16 protein-coding genes are annotated in these 17,915 nt (G+C 29.0%); 10 read left to right on the forward strand and 6 right to left on the reverse strand.

All coding sequences use genetic code 11. From position 1 onward, the window contains the following. The first annotated feature begins 206 nt into the window (after positions 1-206). Both radC and BUA86_RS00930 read left to right on the forward strand, forming a co-directional pair. Positions 207-902: a RadC family protein gene (gene radC, locus BUA86_RS00925; protein WP_072928989.1), complete on the forward strand. Its 696-nt coding sequence runs from the start codon at positions 207-209 to the stop codon at positions 900-902. Between the two features lie 30 nt (positions 903-932). Then, positions 933-2,162 carry a polysaccharide deacetylase family protein gene (locus tag BUA86_RS00930; protein WP_072928991.1) on the forward strand — a complete coding sequence of 410 codons (1,230 nt, stop codon included), beginning with the start codon at positions 933-935 and terminating at the stop codon, positions 2,160-2,162. A 21-nt stretch (positions 2,163-2,183) separates the two neighbouring features. Here the strand turns inward: BUA86_RS00930 and BUA86_RS00935 are convergent, their stop codons facing one another. Both BUA86_RS00935 and BUA86_RS00940 read right to left on the reverse strand, forming a co-directional pair. After that, positions 2,184-2,657 (reverse strand): DUF6702 family protein, encoded by a 474-nt coding sequence (locus BUA86_RS00935; protein WP_072928993.1) that lies wholly within the window; start codon positions 2,655-2,657, stop codon positions 2,184-2,186. Between the two features lie 125 nt (positions 2,658-2,782). Continuing rightward, positions 2,783-3,196 carry a hypothetical protein gene (locus BUA86_RS00940; protein ID WP_072928995.1) on the reverse strand — a complete coding sequence of 138 codons (414 nt, stop codon included), beginning with the start codon at positions 3,194-3,196 and terminating at the stop codon, positions 2,783-2,785. A gap of 306 nt (positions 3,197-3,502) precedes the next feature. On the opposite strand from BUA86_RS00940, the gene trmB reads away from it, so the two are divergent. Beyond that, the gene (gene trmB, locus BUA86_RS00945; RefSeq protein WP_072928997.1) at positions 3,503-4,180 is read left to right on the forward strand and encodes a tRNA (guanosine(46)-N7)-methyltransferase TrmB; all 678 of its coding nucleotides are present in this window, start codon (positions 3,503-3,505) and stop codon (positions 4,178-4,180) included. 51 nt (positions 4,181-4,231) lie between these two features. On the opposite strand, the gene BUA86_RS00950 is transcribed toward trmB, so the two are convergent. Then, the gene (locus BUA86_RS00950; protein WP_072928999.1) at positions 4,232-6,121 is read right to left on the reverse strand and encodes a GEVED domain-containing protein; all 1,890 of its coding nucleotides are present in this window, start codon (positions 6,119-6,121) and stop codon (positions 4,232-4,234) included. Between the two features lie 171 nt (positions 6,122-6,292). Here BUA86_RS00950 and BUA86_RS00955 point away from each other — a divergent pair, with 171 nt between their 5' ends. Next, positions 6,293-7,750: a M20/M25/M40 family metallo-hydrolase gene (locus tag BUA86_RS00955; RefSeq protein ID WP_072929001.1), complete on the forward strand. Its 1,458-nt coding sequence runs from the start codon at positions 6,293-6,295 to the stop codon at positions 7,748-7,750. Positions 7,751-7,830: 80 nt separating this feature from the next. Here the strand turns inward: BUA86_RS00955 and BUA86_RS16180 are convergent, their stop codons facing one another. Then, a complete protein-coding gene (locus BUA86_RS16180) occupies positions 7,831-7,935 on the reverse strand; it encodes an orotidine 5'-phosphate decarboxylase (protein WP_143147210.1) in 105 nt (34 codons plus the stop codon). Between the two features lie 100 nt (positions 7,936-8,035). Between BUA86_RS16180 and BUA86_RS00960 the strand changes: the two genes are divergently transcribed. After that, positions 8,036-9,496 carry a M20/M25/M40 family metallo-hydrolase gene (locus BUA86_RS00960; protein ID WP_072929003.1) on the forward strand — a complete coding sequence of 487 codons (1,461 nt, stop codon included), beginning with the start codon at positions 8,036-8,038 and terminating at the stop codon, positions 9,494-9,496. A gap of 81 nt (positions 9,497-9,577) precedes the next feature. Here BUA86_RS00960 and BUA86_RS00965 read toward each other — a convergent pair whose 3' ends face one another. Further along, positions 9,578-10,933: an orotate phosphoribosyltransferase gene (locus BUA86_RS00965; protein WP_072929005.1), complete on the reverse strand. Its 1,356-nt coding sequence runs from the start codon at positions 10,931-10,933 to the stop codon at positions 9,578-9,580. A 222-nt stretch (positions 10,934-11,155) separates the two neighbouring features. Here BUA86_RS00965 and BUA86_RS00970 point away from each other — a divergent pair, with 222 nt between their 5' ends. From BUA86_RS00970 to nadC, 5 genes are all read left to right on the forward strand, one after another. Further along, positions 11,156-12,271 (forward strand): C1 family peptidase, encoded by a 1,116-nt coding sequence (locus tag BUA86_RS00970; protein ID WP_072929007.1) that lies wholly within the window; start codon positions 11,156-11,158, stop codon positions 12,269-12,271. A gap of 18 nt (positions 12,272-12,289) precedes the next feature. Continuing rightward, on the forward strand, positions 12,290-13,294 hold the full coding sequence (nadA, locus tag BUA86_RS00975) for a quinolinate synthase NadA (RefSeq protein ID WP_072929009.1): 1,005 nt from the start codon (positions 12,290-12,292) through the stop codon (positions 13,292-13,294). Continuing rightward, positions 13,294-14,859 (forward strand): L-aspartate oxidase, encoded by a 1,566-nt coding sequence (gene nadB / locus BUA86_RS00980; protein ID WP_072929010.1) that lies wholly within the window; start codon positions 13,294-13,296, stop codon positions 14,857-14,859. The genes nadA and nadB overlap by 1 nt, the downstream gene beginning before the upstream one ends. A gap of 103 nt (positions 14,860-14,962) precedes the next feature. Continuing rightward, positions 14,963-15,742, forward strand: a complete 780-nt coding sequence (locus tag BUA86_RS00985) for a hypothetical protein (RefSeq protein ID WP_143147211.1) — start codon at positions 14,963-14,965, stop codon at positions 15,740-15,742. Then, a complete protein-coding gene (nadC, locus tag BUA86_RS00990) occupies positions 15,742-16,602 on the forward strand; it encodes a carboxylating nicotinate-nucleotide diphosphorylase (protein WP_072929014.1) in 861 nt (286 codons plus the stop codon). Before BUA86_RS00985 ends, nadC begins: the two co-directional genes overlap by 1 nt. Before the next feature lie 153 nt (positions 16,603-16,755). Here the strand turns inward: nadC and BUA86_RS00995 are convergent, their stop codons facing one another. Next, entirely contained in the window at positions 16,756-17,877 is a 1,122-nt protein-coding gene (locus tag BUA86_RS00995; RefSeq protein ID WP_072929016.1) for an N-acetyltransferase, read from the reverse strand. Positions 17,878-17,915: the final 38 nt, after the last annotated feature.

Raw genomic sequence — 17,915 nt, forward strand, 5'->3', positions numbered from 1 at the left:
CAATGGTCGCAATAAGGATTGCAATGGAAATCCTTTTTTAGAAACTGAGGTATCGAAGTTGCTAATAAAAGATTGAAATGAAAAGCCTGACCCGTAGGGATTGCCCAAATAAATTGTAAGATTTAAATAAAATATAAAAAAGCTCGGACATCGTATGTTCGAGCTTTTTGGTATATTTAAAATTCTCAACCAAAAACTACCTCGTGATGTATCATGAAATAAAAAATTCTATAAAAAATTGGAATGAGGATGATCGTCCTCGTGAAAAATTAGCTAGCAAAGGACGCTCCTCTCTTTCTGATGCTGAATTAATCGCTATTATTATGGGAAGCGGTAATAGAACAGAATCTGCAGTGGAATTAGCGAAAAGAATTTTACAATCTGCTAATAATAATTGGAACGAATTAGCAAAATATTCTATTGAGGATTTATGTAAATTTAAAGGAGTTGGAGAAGCAAAAGCTATTTCTATTATTACTGCTTTGGAAATTGGTAGACGACGAAATTCTCAAGAGATTTTAGAGCGTAAAAGGATTTCTTCTAGTAAAGATGCTGCTATTATTTTTCAGCAACAAATTGGCGATTTGCCAAATGAAGAATTTTGGGTAATGTTCCTTAACCAAGGGAATAGAATTATAAAAACTGAACAGATTTCTAGAGGCGGAATTACAAAAACATCTGTTGATATTCGTGTAATTTTTAAAAGAGCTCTAGAGCTAACAACTACTGCAATTATATTGTCTCACAATCATCCTTCTGGAAATTTAATTCCAAGCCCTGCCGATAAATCTATAACTAAAAAAATAAAAGAAGCTGCCAGTTTATTGGATATTCAGTTGATGGATCATGTTATTGTTTCGCAAAAGAATTACTTTTCATTTTCTGACCAAGGATTAATTTAATTATCTTTAAACTTTTATTGAACAATCGTTTTGAGCAACTATATCGTCATATTTATCGAAAAAAGAACAAATAGAATAGATTATATAATCGATTTTATTTTTAAAGATTTTTTTGGTATTGCGTATAAAATTATTACGGATAGAAATGAATTTATTGAATGTAAATCAGCAAAAATAAATTTATCTCATCTCGTTTTTGATGACGAAATAAATTTTAATATTGATGATATATTACTTGAAAATGATATTAAAGAAGTTATTAATTATGATGATTTAAACGAGTTTGGAAAATGTTTTTTCTGGCTTTCTCGTTACGAAGAATACATAGAAAAACCTCATCTATTTGATAAACATAACCGTTTCTTAGGTTCTTCCTTAGATTATTCTTCTCCGATTGTTGATCTAATTTGTTTAGCAATTCAACAAAAAATAAAAGCAAAATATCCCGATATTATTTTTAAAGAAAGACATTTTGAACAAATTAATACACACGATGTAGATTATGCTTGGAAATACCTTTATCATTCTCCAAAAATAAAAATAGGGTCTCTTATTAAAAAACTTATAAAAGGAGATTTAAAGGCTTTTAAACAGCAAGTAAATGTATTATTAGGAAAGGAAAAGGATCCTTACGATACTTTTGAATATTTAGAGGAATTAGCTAAAAGAAAACAAATTAAAACCATTTTCTTTTGGTTATTGGGTGATTATTCTACATTCGATAAAAACCACAGTTGGAAAAATAAGCAACAACAAAAATTAATTGCTACACTTTCTAAATGGGCGACAATAGGAATTCATCCTTCTTATAATTCTAATGAGAATTTAGATTTATTAACGACTGAAATTAATCGTTTAGAAATGATTTCTGAAGTTGAGATAAAGAAATCGCGCCAGCATTTTATTAAACTTCATTTTCCACAGACTTATCAACAATTGTTAATAAATGGAATTGAGGAAGATTATACAATGGGTTTTGCGAATAGAATTGGTTTTAGAGCGGGAACTTGTACGCCTTTTAAATGGTTTGATTTATCTACTAATCAACAAACATTGTTAACAATATATCCGTTTGTAGCAATGGACGTTTCCTTGAAAAATTATTTGCAATTATCTCCAATGGAAGCCATAAAGGAAGTTAGTAGATTAAAACATGAAGTAAAAAAAGTAAATGGAACTTTTATTACATTATTCCACCAGTCTAATTTAACAGAAAATTGGTCTAACTGGAAAAAGGTTTACGAATCTATATTTGATTAACAAAAAAACAAAAATGAGTTTTTATAAACTCATTTTTGCAACTGTATTTTTATTTGTTAAAACAATTGTATTCTTTTTATTCTTGATATCGAACGTCACAATATTTTGCTGATCTGTAAAGATATCTGTTAATAAACTAGCTTTTACTTCTATTGAATTGATATCTGAAATATTTTCATATTTAAAGAATATTCTCGTAGACTTGTCATTTACTTGGTAACCATAATAAGAAGTTCCTAAAGATTTCCCGTTAATTTTAACATCAACATTATCGTTAACATAAGCTTTCAATTTATTTTCGAAACCAGATTTATTTCCTACATCAGAACCTACTGCTTTCTCTAAATGTGGCGTAAAGGTACGTGCAGAGATATTTAATGTTCCCGTTTCTTGTTCGTAGTCAACTTTTATGTTTGCAGTATGAAAATCTTGTCCAAAAAGATTGAATGCTACGAATATGAAAAGTAGAGAGAATAAATGTTTAAAATAGTTCATCTTGTTTCTTTTAAATATTCAACTCAAATGAAGTGCCAAATATTATTAAAATTTAAAAAAGTTATTCATAAAAATAGAGTACTAATTATTTTATTAATACTCTATTTTTAATTATTATTTTATAATTATGCAGGCCAAATATAATATGGTATTCTGCTTAAAATACAAATTAAACCAATTAATCCGAATACAAATACAGACATCGGAACAATTGTAGAACGTTTAAGTTTCGCATTTGCAATTGTCATAAAAACAACACCTGCAATCATCATCATTGGATGCTCTACAAATGTTAATCTTAATCCAGAATCAGACATAATATTTGAAGGTTCCATTGCAGAAAACTTCATAATATAATAAACTAATCCTACTAACAACTGTACATGAAATATAATTGTTGTAAATAATCCAATTTTTTTAATTGTGTTATCTGTTCTTTTTTTAGACAATGCATAAATTAATGTAGAAACTACAAAAATAACACCGATTAAAATTAAAAGATAAGCCCAACCACCATGAAATTGTTTGATAAAATCCATTTTAATAATTTTAGTTTTTCGTTACAAAAATAACAAACCTTTTCACATTATTACTATTTGCTGACATATATGTGTTTTTGAAACAGTTTTTTAGAGTCTATTTAAATTTTATAGTATAAAATTGTTTATAGTTTATTTTTGAGAGATAAATAAACAAATTTTGTAAGGATAGCTAGAAATTTTTATAAAAAATTTAATGATTTTATAGCCAAAAAGAGCCATAAACAAATAATTAGATGAATTTTAAACAGGCTCTTAGATGAATTAAAATCTTAATTCGTAATTTCGCGCAAAAGAAAATCCGAAATGGGAAAAGATAAAATCAGAAGATTTAACGAAAACAAAACTTTTGAAAATGTAGTTCAGCCAACAAGAGAAGAAGCAACAAATAATTTTATATTAAAAGGAAATTGGAATAAAGATTTTTTTAAGAATGATAATCCAATTGTTTTAGAACTAGGTTGTGGTAAAGGTGAATACACTGTGGCTATGGCACGCAGAGATAAAGATCGTAATTTTATTGGTGTCGATATTAAAGGATCAAGATTTTGGCGTGGAGCAAAAACTTGTTTAGAAGAAGGGATTACAAATGCTGGGTTTCTAAGAACACAAATAGAAATTATAGATCATCTTTTTGCTGAAAATGAAGTAAGCGAAATTTGGATCACTTTCCCAGATCCACAAATAAAATACAGAAGAACAAAGCATCGTTTAACTGACCCTGAATTCTTAAGACGATACAGCAAAATATTAAAAGATGATGGAACTGTTAATTTAAAAACAGATTCTGAGTTTTTACATGGCTATACACATGGTGTTATTCATATAGAAGGACACGAAGTAATTCGTTCTACGCACGATGTTTATCACCCAGATCATTCTGACATTCCTGCAATTGTAACAGATGTACAAACTTACTACGAATCTAAGTTTTTAGAAGAAGGTAAGAAAATTACTTACATCAAGTTTCAATTAAAATATTAAAAAAAACCGCTCCAGATTGGAGCGGTTTTCATTATTAACATTTACATTTCTCTATAACATTACCTTCTGAGAATGTTTTGTTCCATTTTTAAGTGATACAACCACTATATAAATTTGGTTTTTAGTATTTAAATCTTTATAAAAATTATTTTTGTTGATATTATCCCCTTTATAAATTAGTCTACCTGTAATATCTGTAATCGTAATATTAGATATAAGATCATTCGCATTAACTAAAAGAGTAGAATTATTAGTTACTATTTCTACTTTCTTTCGTTTTAAATCATCTGTTGAAAGTGTTTCATCTTTAATTGTTACAGCATAATCTTCTACATCTCCAAATCTAGGATTACCACATGGTGTAATATTTACATTACTTAAATCAGAAATAACTCTCATTCGTAATGGTGTATTAAACACTGCATTGCTAGGAGGTGTAACATCTACTGAAGTCACACTATTATCTCGTGAAATACCATTTTTTGATAAAACCAACTCATCAATTTCTGAAAAAACACCATCATTGTTATAATCAATATATACCTTTGTTGCCAACAAATATCCTGTATCAGAAGTTTTAATGTTTAATTTTGTTGAAGTATTATTCGGAATAGTTGTTGTTGTTTTTGCTAAAACATAACCTTTTGTAAAATCTTTATAAAAATTATTTTCAAGCGTATTATAAGGATTCGTCCAATTATTAATTTCATTAAAATTAACATTCACTGTCCCTATAATAAAATTACCCATCCTTTCATTAGCTGTTGGGCTACAGCTAGGTGAAATAAGTGATACATTATTATCTTTTGCTTGATTGTCTAACACTGGTGAAGTATATAAATTTTCTCTATATCTTAATAATTGAGCCATCGCTCTATCCATTTGTCCAGGTGTAAACCTATTTCTAAAACAATATGTATAAGACATTACATTTTGTTCTGCTCCTACATATGGAGAACCAGTACATTGATTAATTCTTCCTGTTAAGCATCTGAATATATTAACAGATGTATCATAAAGAGAAAGTATTGGTTCTGTATCACATACGCCATCACCATCAATTGTACAATCATTATTTACTGGGCAAACTGCTGGTTTAGTTACATTGATTACATAATCACCATTCTCATCTCTAATATATTGACCATTTCCATCTCTTGCATATTTTCCTTCACCTGCTACATATCCTTGGTGAGGATGAAATACTCCCAATGCATGTCCAAACTCATGCGCTAAAGTTTGTTGTCCTACTAAAGAAGCAGAACCACTCATAACTGTTCTATCATTACTTTGACTTCCTCCAGGAAAAAAAGCATATCCATTAGTTGCTTCTGCTCCCACAGCAGATTTATAAGCTACATAAATGTTATAATATTTTGTCGATTCCCATCCATACTCTTTTACAACTTCTACATCATGTAAACCATTAAAATTAGAATTAGAATTTATACCATATTGAACATAGTTTTCATTACCAGATAAATCAATTCGATTAATTCCATTTGTTGGTTTTCCTTTTGGATCTATTTTCACTAATACTAATTTTACAGGAATAACAGCTCCACCATTCGTCTCATTTAGCATTCTATCTCCTGTCCCATCAAATATTTTATTGGTATAGTCAATCCAATCAATTATCTGTTGATCATTGAGGTTATTTTCAGTTCCTAAAGCATCTCCTTTACTTAAAACATGCACAACAATAGGAATTTCATAAACTTGTCCTTGTTGAATTCTTGAATTTACATTTCTTGAAAGTTCCCCACTTTTTGCAAGTCTAGATAATTCTAAATTAAAACTATCATGTTGCTTTTTAGCTTCTGGATTTTTATTGAAATATTCTTCCATTAAATAATCCGTACCACATTCTAAAGCATTTTCTTGGGCGTAAGCACCGTTTGCAGCAAATAGTAATGCACACAAATAATAAATCTTTTTCATAATTAGGTTTTTAGGTTGATACAAATCTAAAAAAACAAACCAATAATAAGTAACTAATACATAATTAATTAAAAAAAATATCGCTGATATTTTCCTTATTATATATATTGATTTATTAATCATTATCATTAAAAAAATGATACATTTAGATAAATATTAAAAATACATTTTATGAAAAATCAACTTCTATTATCTAGTTTTCTTATTTTTTCTTTAACTACCTATGCACAAGAAAAAGATGGACTTATTTATGCTAAAATGCAAACTGAAAATGCTCTATTTCTTAAGAGTAAAGCTCCAGATTCTATTCAAATTCTCTCATCAAAAAATAATTTATCTGTCATTAATTTTCATCCTATTCTAGCAGAAAAATTACATGATAAATTGGGACATGGACATGGCTATATTTATCAATCATCAAAAGAAGAAGCTATAAATTCATTACACTCGGAAAGAGTTTCAAAAAAAGCAACAGCTTACAATTATACAATTTCTGAAAATGCTTTTATTAATACTATTCTTAATGATGTTGATGAAAATGAAATAGAAAAAAATATACTTTTATTAGAAAATTTTAAAACACGATTTCATACAAGACAAGAGGCCAATGATGCTGTTTTTAAAATGAAAGAAGTTTGGGAAAACTTAATTACTCTATACAATAGAAGTGATATTTCTGTAAAAGTTGTAGATCATATATCAACTCCAATGAAATCTCTAATTTTAACAATTAATGGAACTGAACATAAAGATGAATATGTAATTATTGGTGGACATATAGATTCTATTGTTGGATGGGATTTAAATAGTCAATCTTATGCTCCTGGCGCAGATGATAACGCATCTGGAATTGCAACGATAACAGAAGTTTTACGTGTTTTACTTAAAAATAATTTTAAACCTCAACGTACAGTAGAAATTATGGCTTATGCCGCAGAAGAAGTTGGTTTAAGAGGTTCTAAAGAAATTGCTGAAAAATATCGAAATGACACCAAAAATGTAATTGGTTATGTACAATTTGATATGACAAATTACAAAGGCTCAACAGAAGATATTTTTATATATACTGATGATTATACAAATAAAGAACTTAATAATTTTTTAATGCAATTAATGGATACTTATAACACATCTGGTTTGCATCAATTTACTTATGGTACATCTGAATGTGGGTATGCGTGTTCTGATCATGCTAGTTGGGCAGATTTTGGTTATCCTGCTGCGCTTCCATTTGAAGCCAAATTTGGAGAGCATAATTCTAGCATACATACAGTAAATGACACCTATGCTAACTTAGGTAATTCATCTACACATGCTGCTAAATTTACAAAACTAGGAATTGAATATGTTGTTGAAGCTGCAAAGCAATCTAATATTCTAGCTACAGAAGAAATTAAAAATTCATCTAATACTATCTTTGTTTCGAATAAAGTTTTGCATTATAAGTTTAACACCAATCAATCTATCTCGTTTTATATTGTTGATGCCACTGGAAAACGTATAAAAAATGAAAGTAAAAAATTATCTAATGGAACTGTAGATTTAACCAACCTAAACAATGGTTTCTACATTGCTATTTTTGAAATTGGTGATGGAAAAACTATTTCTCATAAATTTGTGATTAAATAATACAAGATATAATTATAAAAAAAAATAGTCTGTTTAAATTATTAAACAGACTATTTTAGTATATGTTTTATTTGATTTTTCTAATCATTTAAACTTTGTAAGTAAGAAACCCAACCTAACGTTTGATATTCTTTTGCCGCAGTCTTAACATCAGCGGCTTTATAAATTCCACGACCAACAATCATAAAATATTTAACTAAATTATCATAAAAATTTTAAATAACATAATGATTTATTAATATTTAAAATTTCATTATACTTTACTTTTGAAAAAAATAAAAAAAAATGAAACACCAACTCCTATTAACTAGCTTCCTTTCTCTTTCTTTAGCTTTTACTTATGGGCAAGAAAAAGATGGATTTATTTATGCTAAAATGCAAACTGAAAATGCCCAACTTCTGAAGAATGAAGTACCAGATTCTATTCAAATTCTCTCATCAAAAAATAATTTATCTGTCATTAATTTTCATCCTATTCTTGCAGAAAAATTACATGATAAATTGGGACATGGACATGGCTATATTTATCAATCATCAAAAGAAGAAGCTATAAATTCATTACACTCGGAAAGAGTTTCAAAAAAAGCAACAGCTTACAATTATACAATTTCTGAAAATGCTTTTATAAATACTATTCTTAATGATGTTGATGAAAATGAAATAGAAAAAAATATACTTTTATTAGAAAATTTTAAAACACGATTTCATACAAGACAAGAGGCCAATGATGCTGTTTTTAAAATGAAAGAAGTTTGGGAAAACTTAATTACTCTATACAATAGAAGTGATATTTCTGTAAAAGTTGTAGACCATATATCAACTCCAATGAAATCTTTAATTTTAACAATTAATGGAAATGAATATACAGATGAATATGTAATTATTGGAGGACATATAGACTCTATTGATGAATGGGATTTAGATAGTCAATCCAATGCTCCTGGAGCAGATGATAACGCATCTGGAATTGCAACGATAACGGAAGTTTTACGTGTTTTACTTAAAAATAATTATAAACCTCAGCGTACTGTAGAAATTATGGCTTATGCAGCAGAAGAAGTTGGCTTAAGAGGTTCTAAAGAAATTGCTGAAAAATATCGAAATGACAACAAAAATGTAATTGGTTATGTACAATTTGATATGACAAATTATAAAGGTTCTGAAGATGATGTTTTTATATATACTGATTATTATACAAATAAAGAACTTAATAATTTTTTAATGCAATTAATGGATACTTATAACACATCTGGATTGCATCAATTTACTTATGGTACATCTGAATGTGGATATGCGTGTTCTGATCATGCTAGCTGGTTTGATAATGGCTACAATGTAGCTTATCCATCTGAAAGTAAAATTGAAGATGAAAATCCATATATCCATACCGAAGAAGATACCTATAAAAACTCAGGCAATACAGCTACTCATGCTGCTAAATTTACAAAACTAGGAATTGAATATGTTGTAGAAGCTGCAAAGCAATCTAATATTCTAGCTACAGAAGAAATTAAAAATTCATCTAATACTATCTTTGTTTCGAATAAAGTTTTGCATTATAAGTTTAACACCAATCAATCTATCTCGTTTTATATTGTTGATGCCACTGGAAAACGTATAAAAAATGAAAGTAAAAAATTATCTAATGGAACTGTAGATTTAACCAACCTAAACAATGGTTTCTACATTGCTATTTTTGAAATTGGTAATGGAAAAACTATTTCTCATAAATTTGTGATTAAATAATACAATATATAATTATAAAAAAAAATAGTCTGTTTAAATTACTTAAACAGACTATTTTAATATATGTTTTATTTGATTTTTCTAATCATTTAAACTTTGTAAGTAAGAAACCCAACCTAATGTTTGATATTCTTTTGCCGCAGTCTTAACATCAGCAGCTTTATAAATTCCACGACCAACAATCATAAAATCTGTATGGTAATTTTTAAATACTAATTCTGGCGTATTATACTGTTGTCCTTTACTATCTCCTGTAGAAGAAATACTAACTCCAGGTGTAAATAATAATAAATTATCTGGAATTTGACGTTGTGCTACCGCTCCTAAAACATTACCAGATTGTTCTGATACATTAATTGCTTTTGTAAAGTAGTAATCATCTGTTAATGTACCCTTAGAAGACATTTCTACAATTGTTATTACTCCAGTATTATCAAATACTTTTAAAGATTCTAAACCTCCTATTGGATGAACAGTTACTAAATCTGCCCAATCAGAGATTTTATAAATCGATTTTTTAAATTGTAATTCTTGTGTATTTCCGATATCACCAAACTTACGATCTTCGAATAATAAAAATTCTTTTTCGCGAGCAATTTTTCTTAAATCTGTAATTAAATTATCAGAAAAATCTTGAATAATATCTGAGTGTAATTTTAATGCTACAATATGATCTCCTACTTTTTCTGCAAATGCAGTAATTTCTGCAGAAGTAATTAAATCCGCAGACGCAATTAAATTAGATTGTTTTTTTAATGCTAATTCAACTAAACGTTTTCCTACAGGATGAACAATCTTTTTATTCTCTAAAGCAATACGTTGTTTTGCAGGAGCAGCTTCTGGTGGTAAAGCTAAGAAATCTTTAATTTTCTTTGCTTCACTATCATTTAAACGGTGGTAACGGTGTAAAATGTCAATTACTTCGTTAATTGTAAACAATGTTTTTACATTGTAACCTTGTTCTTTTAATTTATCTGACCCTCCTTGTTCTCTATCTAAAACAACAACAAGATCTTTAACTTTTAATCCCTCTCGCTCAACTTGATCAATCGTTTCTAATAAAGACTGTCCAGAAGTAATTACATCTTCTACTAAAAGACAAGATTGTCCTTCAGAGAAAACACCTTCTACCATACGTTTTGTACCGTAACCTTTATTTTCTTTTCTTTTGATGATTAATGGAATATTAGATGTTAAGCTCATTGTAGTAGCCATTGGCAAAGCCGCATAAGGCACACCACAAATTAAGTCGTAGTTAATATCTTCTACTAAATCTAATAAATTGTTTGCTAAAGTTTTTAGTAATTGTGGACTAGACGCTAATGGTCTTAAATCGACATAGAAAGGAGATTCTATACCACTTTTTAAAGTAAAATTTCCAAATTTTATAATTCCAAGCTCGTAGGCTTTCAATAAAAAATCTTCTCTTGGTTGCATTTGTGTAATGTTTGAGCAAAGTTAATGGGTTTTTAAGTGATATAATACATTTTAGAAAAAGATTTTTTCTGATTGAATAAAAATTCAATATTCATACAGTATTGAGACACAAATAATTCATTCTATGGATATTTATAAATTATCTCAATCAATTATGCGACATTTTCAATCAAAACTTCATAAATAAACTTTATTTTTGGGGGATCTTTAGTTTTATCATCAATGAAAAAATATATTTTAACGGTATTAGCATTAGCTAGTGCTTTTGTTTCTGCACAGGAAACACCTTTTAAATTTAAAGAATTGGTTAACAATTCTGCTTTACCAATCATTAGCCAAGGAAAAACTGGAACATGTTGGTCTTTTTCAACAACTTCTTTTCTAGAATCAGAAGTACTACGTTTAACAGGTAAAAATGTAGATTTATCTGAAATGTTTAATGTTCGTTATACTTATCCCGTTAAGGCCTACAATTATGTTTATCGTCAAGGAAAAGCACAATTTAGCCAAGGAGGATTATCTCATGATGTATTAAACTCAGTTCGTCTTAATGGAGTTGTTCCAAATGAAGTATACACGGGTATTACAGGAATAGAGACAAAACATGACCATGAATTGTTCGTCAAAGATTTAAAAGTTGGATTAGATTCTATCATAAAAAATCCTAAACAATATTTAACGAAAGATTGGAAAACTAATTTCGATCAAAAATTAAATAAAAAATTAGGAACTCCTTCAACAAAATTCAAATACGAAGGAAAAGAATATACGCCACAAGAGTTTGCAAAAGCACTTAAAATTAATCCAGAAGATTACGTAACAATTACATCGTTTAAACAAGCACCATACTATTCACAGTTTGTATTACAAGTACCAGATAACTTTTCTAACGGAAATTATTATAACTTACCTTTAGATGAGTATATGAAAGTTTTAGATGAAGCTTTATTTAAAGGATTTACAGCTGCATTTGATACAGATGTTTCTGAAAAAACTTTTTCTAGAAAATATGGAATGGCAATTTGGCCAGCAGAAGGAAAAGAATCTGATTACTTTGTTCAAATTTTACCAGAAAAATGGGTTTCAGCAGACGAGCGTCAAGCTGCTTTTGAGGATTACTCTACAGAAGATGATCACTTAATGCATATTACAGGAATTTTGAAAGATCAATTGGGAAATCAATACTATGATGTAAAAAATTCTTGGGGAACAGATAATGTGGGGAACAACGGACATATTTTTATGTCTAAACCATATTTCAGAATGAAATCTATTGCTTTTACAATACACAAAGATGCCTTATCTAAAGAGGTAAAAAAGCAATTAGGTATTAACTAACACACACAAAGAAACAAAATGAAGACAATAGAACAAGCAATAGAAAAGTTAGACTATAAAGGCTATTTGGACGTAGAAATTCCACAAGGAATCGATTTAATTACTGAAATTAAAAAGCTAAAAGAAGAAAAGAATGCCGTTATTTTAGCTCATTATTATCAATCTAGAGAAATTCAGGATTTAGCAGATTATTTAGGAGACTCATTACAATTAGCTCGTGCAGCTGCTCAAACAGATGCGGATATGATTGTATTTTGTGGTGTACACTTTATGGCAGAAGCTGCAAAAATTCTTAATCCAACTAAAAAAGTTGTTCTTCCAGATACAAAAGCAGGTTGCTCTTTAGCAGACTCATGTTCTGCAGAAGGGTTAAGAGGTTTAAGAGAACAACATCCCAATGCTATTGTAGTAAGTTACATTAATTGTGATGCTGGCGTTAAAGCAGAATCAGATATTATTGTTACTTCATCTAATGCAGAAGTTATTATTAATTCTTTACCACAAGAACAAGAAATTATTTTTGCTCCAGATCGTAATTTAGGAAGATATCTTAACCAAGTGTGTAATCGTAATATGATTTTGTGGGACGGTGCTTGTATTGTACATGAGGCTTTCTCATTAGAAAGAATTGCACAACAAATGACTGAGAATCCGAAAGCAAAATTAATTGCTCATCCAGAAGCACAAGAAGATTTATTAAAATTTGCTCACTTTATAGGTTCAACTTCTCGTTTATTGGATTATGTTGTAGAAGATGAAGCAGAAGAGTTTATTGTTGCAACAGAGGAAGGTATTCTACATGAAATGGCAAAATTAGCGCCAAATAAAAAATTAATTCCTGCTTTAGTACAAGATGAATCATGTAATTGTTCTGAATGTTTTTACATGAAATTATCTACTCTAGAGAAGTTATATTTATGTATGAAATACGAATTACCAGAAATTACAATGGACGAAGAACTTCGAGTTAAAGCTTTAGCATCAATTAACCGTATGTTAGAATTATCTGAAAAAATTAAATAATGGCAATACAAGATGTTTTAGTTATAGGTTCTGGAATTGCTGGACTTTCTTACGCATTAAAAATTGCAATTCGTTATCCTAATGCTAAAATTACAATTGTAACTAAAGCAAACGAAGACGAAACAAATACCAAATATGCACAAGGTGGTGTTGCTGTTGTTAGCGATTTTGAAAATGATAGTTTCGAAAAACATATCGAAGATACATTAAGAGCTGGCGATGGTTTATGCAAAAGAGAAGCTGTTGAGGTTGTTGTAAAAGAAGCCCCAGAACGTATTAATGAAATTATTAATTGGGGAGTTCGTTTCGACAAAAACCAAGACGGTATTTACGATTTAGGACGCGAAGGTGGACATACAGAAAATCGTATTGTACATCATAAAGATATTACAGGATGGGAAATAGAGCGCGCAATGTTAGAAGCAATCAAAACTTATCCAAATATCGAAATATTAACACATCATTTCGTTGTTGATTTAATAACTGAGCATCATCTAGGTAATGATAATCTAGATAAAACAACTGCTTATGGCGCTTATATTCTCGATTTAAAATCGGAGAAAGTAGAACGTTATTTAGCTAAAGTTACACTATTAGCAACTGGTGGCGTTGGACATGTTTATAAAAATACAACTAACCCAATTATTGCAACTGGAGATGGAATTGGTTTAGCGAGAAGAGCAAAAGCAAGTGTTACTGGAATGCAATTTATTCAATTTCATCCGACAGCATTTTACAGCGAATTTGATGGTCAATTATTTTTGATATCTGAAGCTGTTCGTGGATTTGGCGCAAAATTACGTACCAAAGACGGTGAGTTATTTATGCATAAATACGATGAAAGAGAAGAATTAGCTTCTCGTGATATTGTAGCAAGAGCAATTGATAATGAAATGAAATTACGCGGTGATGATTATGTTTATATTGATTGTCGTCATTTAGACAAAGAAAAATTCTTGACACATTTTCCTAATATTTACGATAAGTGTAAAACAGAAGGTTACGATATGTTCACAGAATTAGTTCCTGTAGTACCTGCATCTCATTATTTATGCGGAGGAATTGATGTTGATTTAGATGGAAAAACTTCTATTGATAATCTTTTTGCTGTGGGCGAATGTTCTAATACTGGTTTGCATGGCGCAAATCGTTTAGCATCAAATTCATTGTTAGAGGCAATGGTATTTGGGCATCGTGCAGCATTAAATACGGTAGATAAATTAGAGAAAAATATATTTTCTATTTATGATTTCAATTTCCCTGAATGGAATTCTGAAGGAATGAAAGTGCAAGAAGAATTGGTTCTTATTTCTTATTTAAGAAAGCAATTACAAGCAATGATGAGTGAATTGGTAGGGATTGTTCGTAGTAATAATCGTTTACAAATTGCTCAACAACGCATTAATGAGATAGAAAAAATGGTAAAAGAAATTTATAATTTTTCAATTATTTCGCCTAAATTACTTGAACTAAGAAATTTGGTTGATGTTGCTCAATTAATCATTAATGATAGTATCAATCAAAAAGAAAATAGGGGAACCTTTTACAATAAAAATTTACACTAAAATGAAGCAATTATTTTCACTTTTTATATTTCTGTGTTCAATATTTTTATCTGCTCAACAGCAATCAGGTGAAAATAAATCACCGCTTGCGGTAGCTAAAAAAATGCCGGTATATTTTGGTTGCGAAACTTTAAAAGATAATCCAGCATTAATAAAATGCTTGAATGAAAACTTAAATAGAGATGTACAAAGTCAAATTGCTTTTTTCTCAAATATTGCAGATTATTTACAAATTGAAGAAGCTCAATCTAAACTAACTTTTACCATCGATAAAGATGGGAAATTTGCAGATCTTTCCGCTGATGGAGAAAATCCTATTTTTAATAGTGTTGCACTATCAAGTGTTATTCTTCTTCAAAATAAAATGGATCGTGCAAATGTTAAAATTCAGCCTGCTACAAATGATAAAAACGAAGCTATAAAAACAAGTATGAAGCTTCCTTTGCGTTATGAAGCAACAGATTTGGATAGTAATTTTGATACTTTCCCTTCTTTTGATCGTGTTTTATTTACATTAAAAACAGATGATGATATGATTGAAATTAGAATTGACAAAAATTTTAATTTTAAAACATATGGTAAAAAGAATGACAGAGAATATTATTTAGGTAAATTTTCTAATTTATTCGAAATGGCAAGCTTTGAACCTTATGCAACTGCTTTTGAAAATGCTTTTAAAACTGGATTAATTGACATTACAAAAGGAGATGTCGATGGAAAAGAATACAGATTACAAATCAAGAATTTTTTCGAAAATGATCCAAATTCAGGTGTCTTAATAACGGTTGTTAGAGAAGAAAACGGAACTTGGGCAGAATATTATGAATACAAAACTAAAAAGGAATTTAATCAATCTAAATTCGCAAAATTAACTTACAGATAATGAAAGAATATCCATACATAACGAACGAAAAATTACAACTTTTTATACGACAAGCATTCTTAGAAGATGTTGGTGATGGAGATCATTCTACATTGGCTTGCGTTCCTTACGATTCTGTACAAGAGGCAGAATTAAAAGTAAAAGATGATGGTATTATTGCTGGAATAGAATTGGCTAAAATTATTTTTGCAACTTTTGATCCTTCATTAAAGATAGAAACTTATAAAAGAGATGGAGATCGTGTAAAATTTGGAGATATAGCATTTAAAGTAAAAGGTTCTTCTCAATCTATCCTAACATGTGAGCGTTTAGTTTTAAACTGTATGCAAAGAATGTCTGGAATTGCAACTTACGCAAACGAAATGATGAGCTTAGTAAGTGGTACAAACACAAAAATTCTTGATACAAGAAAAACTACACCAAATTTTAGAATGTTCGAAAAATGGGCTGTAAAAATTGGTGGAGCAGAAAATCATCGCTTTGGTTTATATGATATGGTCATGTTAAAAGATAATCATGTCGATTTTTCTGGTAGTATTACAAAGGCCGTAGAACAAACAAAAGATTATTTAGCTAATCATCATCTACATTTAAAAATAGAAGTTGAAACACGTAATCTTGACGAAGTAAAAGAAGCGCTTGATACTAATGTTGATTTTATTATGTTAGATAATTTTTCGCTTGATGAATTAAGAGAAGCTGTAAAACTTATTGATGGAAAAGTAAAAACAGAGGCTTCTGGTGGAATTACAAAAGAATCTGTAAGAGCTATCGCAGAAACTGGTGTAGATTTTATTTCTTCTGGTGCTATCATACATTCTGCTAAGAATTTTGATTTAAGTTTAAAAGCGATTAAGTAAGTTAGAGGTTAGAAAGATAAAATTTTCTGTCTGTTTGAGTGGTTTTTCGAAATGAAATGAAGAAAAATTGTATCGAGAACTTAGACTAGAAAATAAATTCAGATAAAATACTTTCAACATTAAACAATATAAAAAATTAGGCTAGATTTTCATCTAGCCTAATTCTTTATAAAATGTTTTTCTTCTTTTGTGAATTACAGGATCAAAATTTTTCCAAATTAATTGTGCTTTAGAATTCTCATTTAAGATAGGATTTGTTTCTAATGTCTTAATTCCTCTTTTTATAAAACGGTCATACAATTGTTTAAAAATAAGTGCATGTACTCCTTTATTTTGATAAGCTGGATCTATACCAATTAAATAAAATTCTACATGCGTATTTTTCTTTTGTTCTTGTATAAAGTACCACCAACCAAATGGAAATAATTCTCCTTTAGATTTCTGAAAAGCTTTAGAAAAAGATGGCATTGTAATAGCAAAAGCAATCATTTTCCCTTCTTTATCTTTAACACATGAAACAAAATCTGGATGAATAAATTTTAAGTATTTCTTCTTGTAATGTTCTACCTGTTCTTTTTCTATTGGAACAAAACTTTGTAAATCTGCATATGTAAGATTTAATAAATCAAACATTTCATTCACATAAGGAAGCATTTCTTTTGTAGAGCTAAAATGATAAGTGTCTATTGAATATCGCTTTCTTATCAACTCACACAATTTATCCATCTGATTTACAGATTCTAAATTCTTCAATTCTATTGCGTACTCTAACCATTCTGCCATTGGCTGATAACCTAATTGTTGAATATATTCTGGATAATACGAATGATTATAGGTACCGATTAATGTTGCAATTTTATCAAATCCTTCTGTTAACATTCCAGCTTTATCCATATTAGAAAATCCCATAGGACCTTCTATATAGTTAACTTTATGCACTTTACCAATGTTTTCAACAGTTGTTAATAACGCCTTTAAAATGTTGATATCGTCTTTAAAGACCAGCCATCCAAATCTAATTTTAGATTTATTTAATTCTTCTATTTCTGTCCAATTAACAATAGCGACAACTCTTCCTACAACTTCAGAACCTTTATAGGCAAGGAAAAATTTTGCCTCTACTGTCTTAAAAATTTCATTGTTAGGATTAAAACTTTTTCGTTCATCTTTTTTTATAGGAGGAACCCAATAAGGATTGTTCTTATAAATATCAAAAGGTAAATCGATAAATTGGTTCATTTCCTTTTTCGATTTAACCTCTTTTACATCTATCATTTTTTGTAGTTAGTTTAAATTATGAAGTAAGTTAAGAA

The organism is Chishuiella changwenlii (assembly GCF_900142565.1).
Lineage (GTDB): Bacteria > Bacteroidota > Bacteroidia > Flavobacteriales > Weeksellaceae > Empedobacter > Empedobacter changwenlii.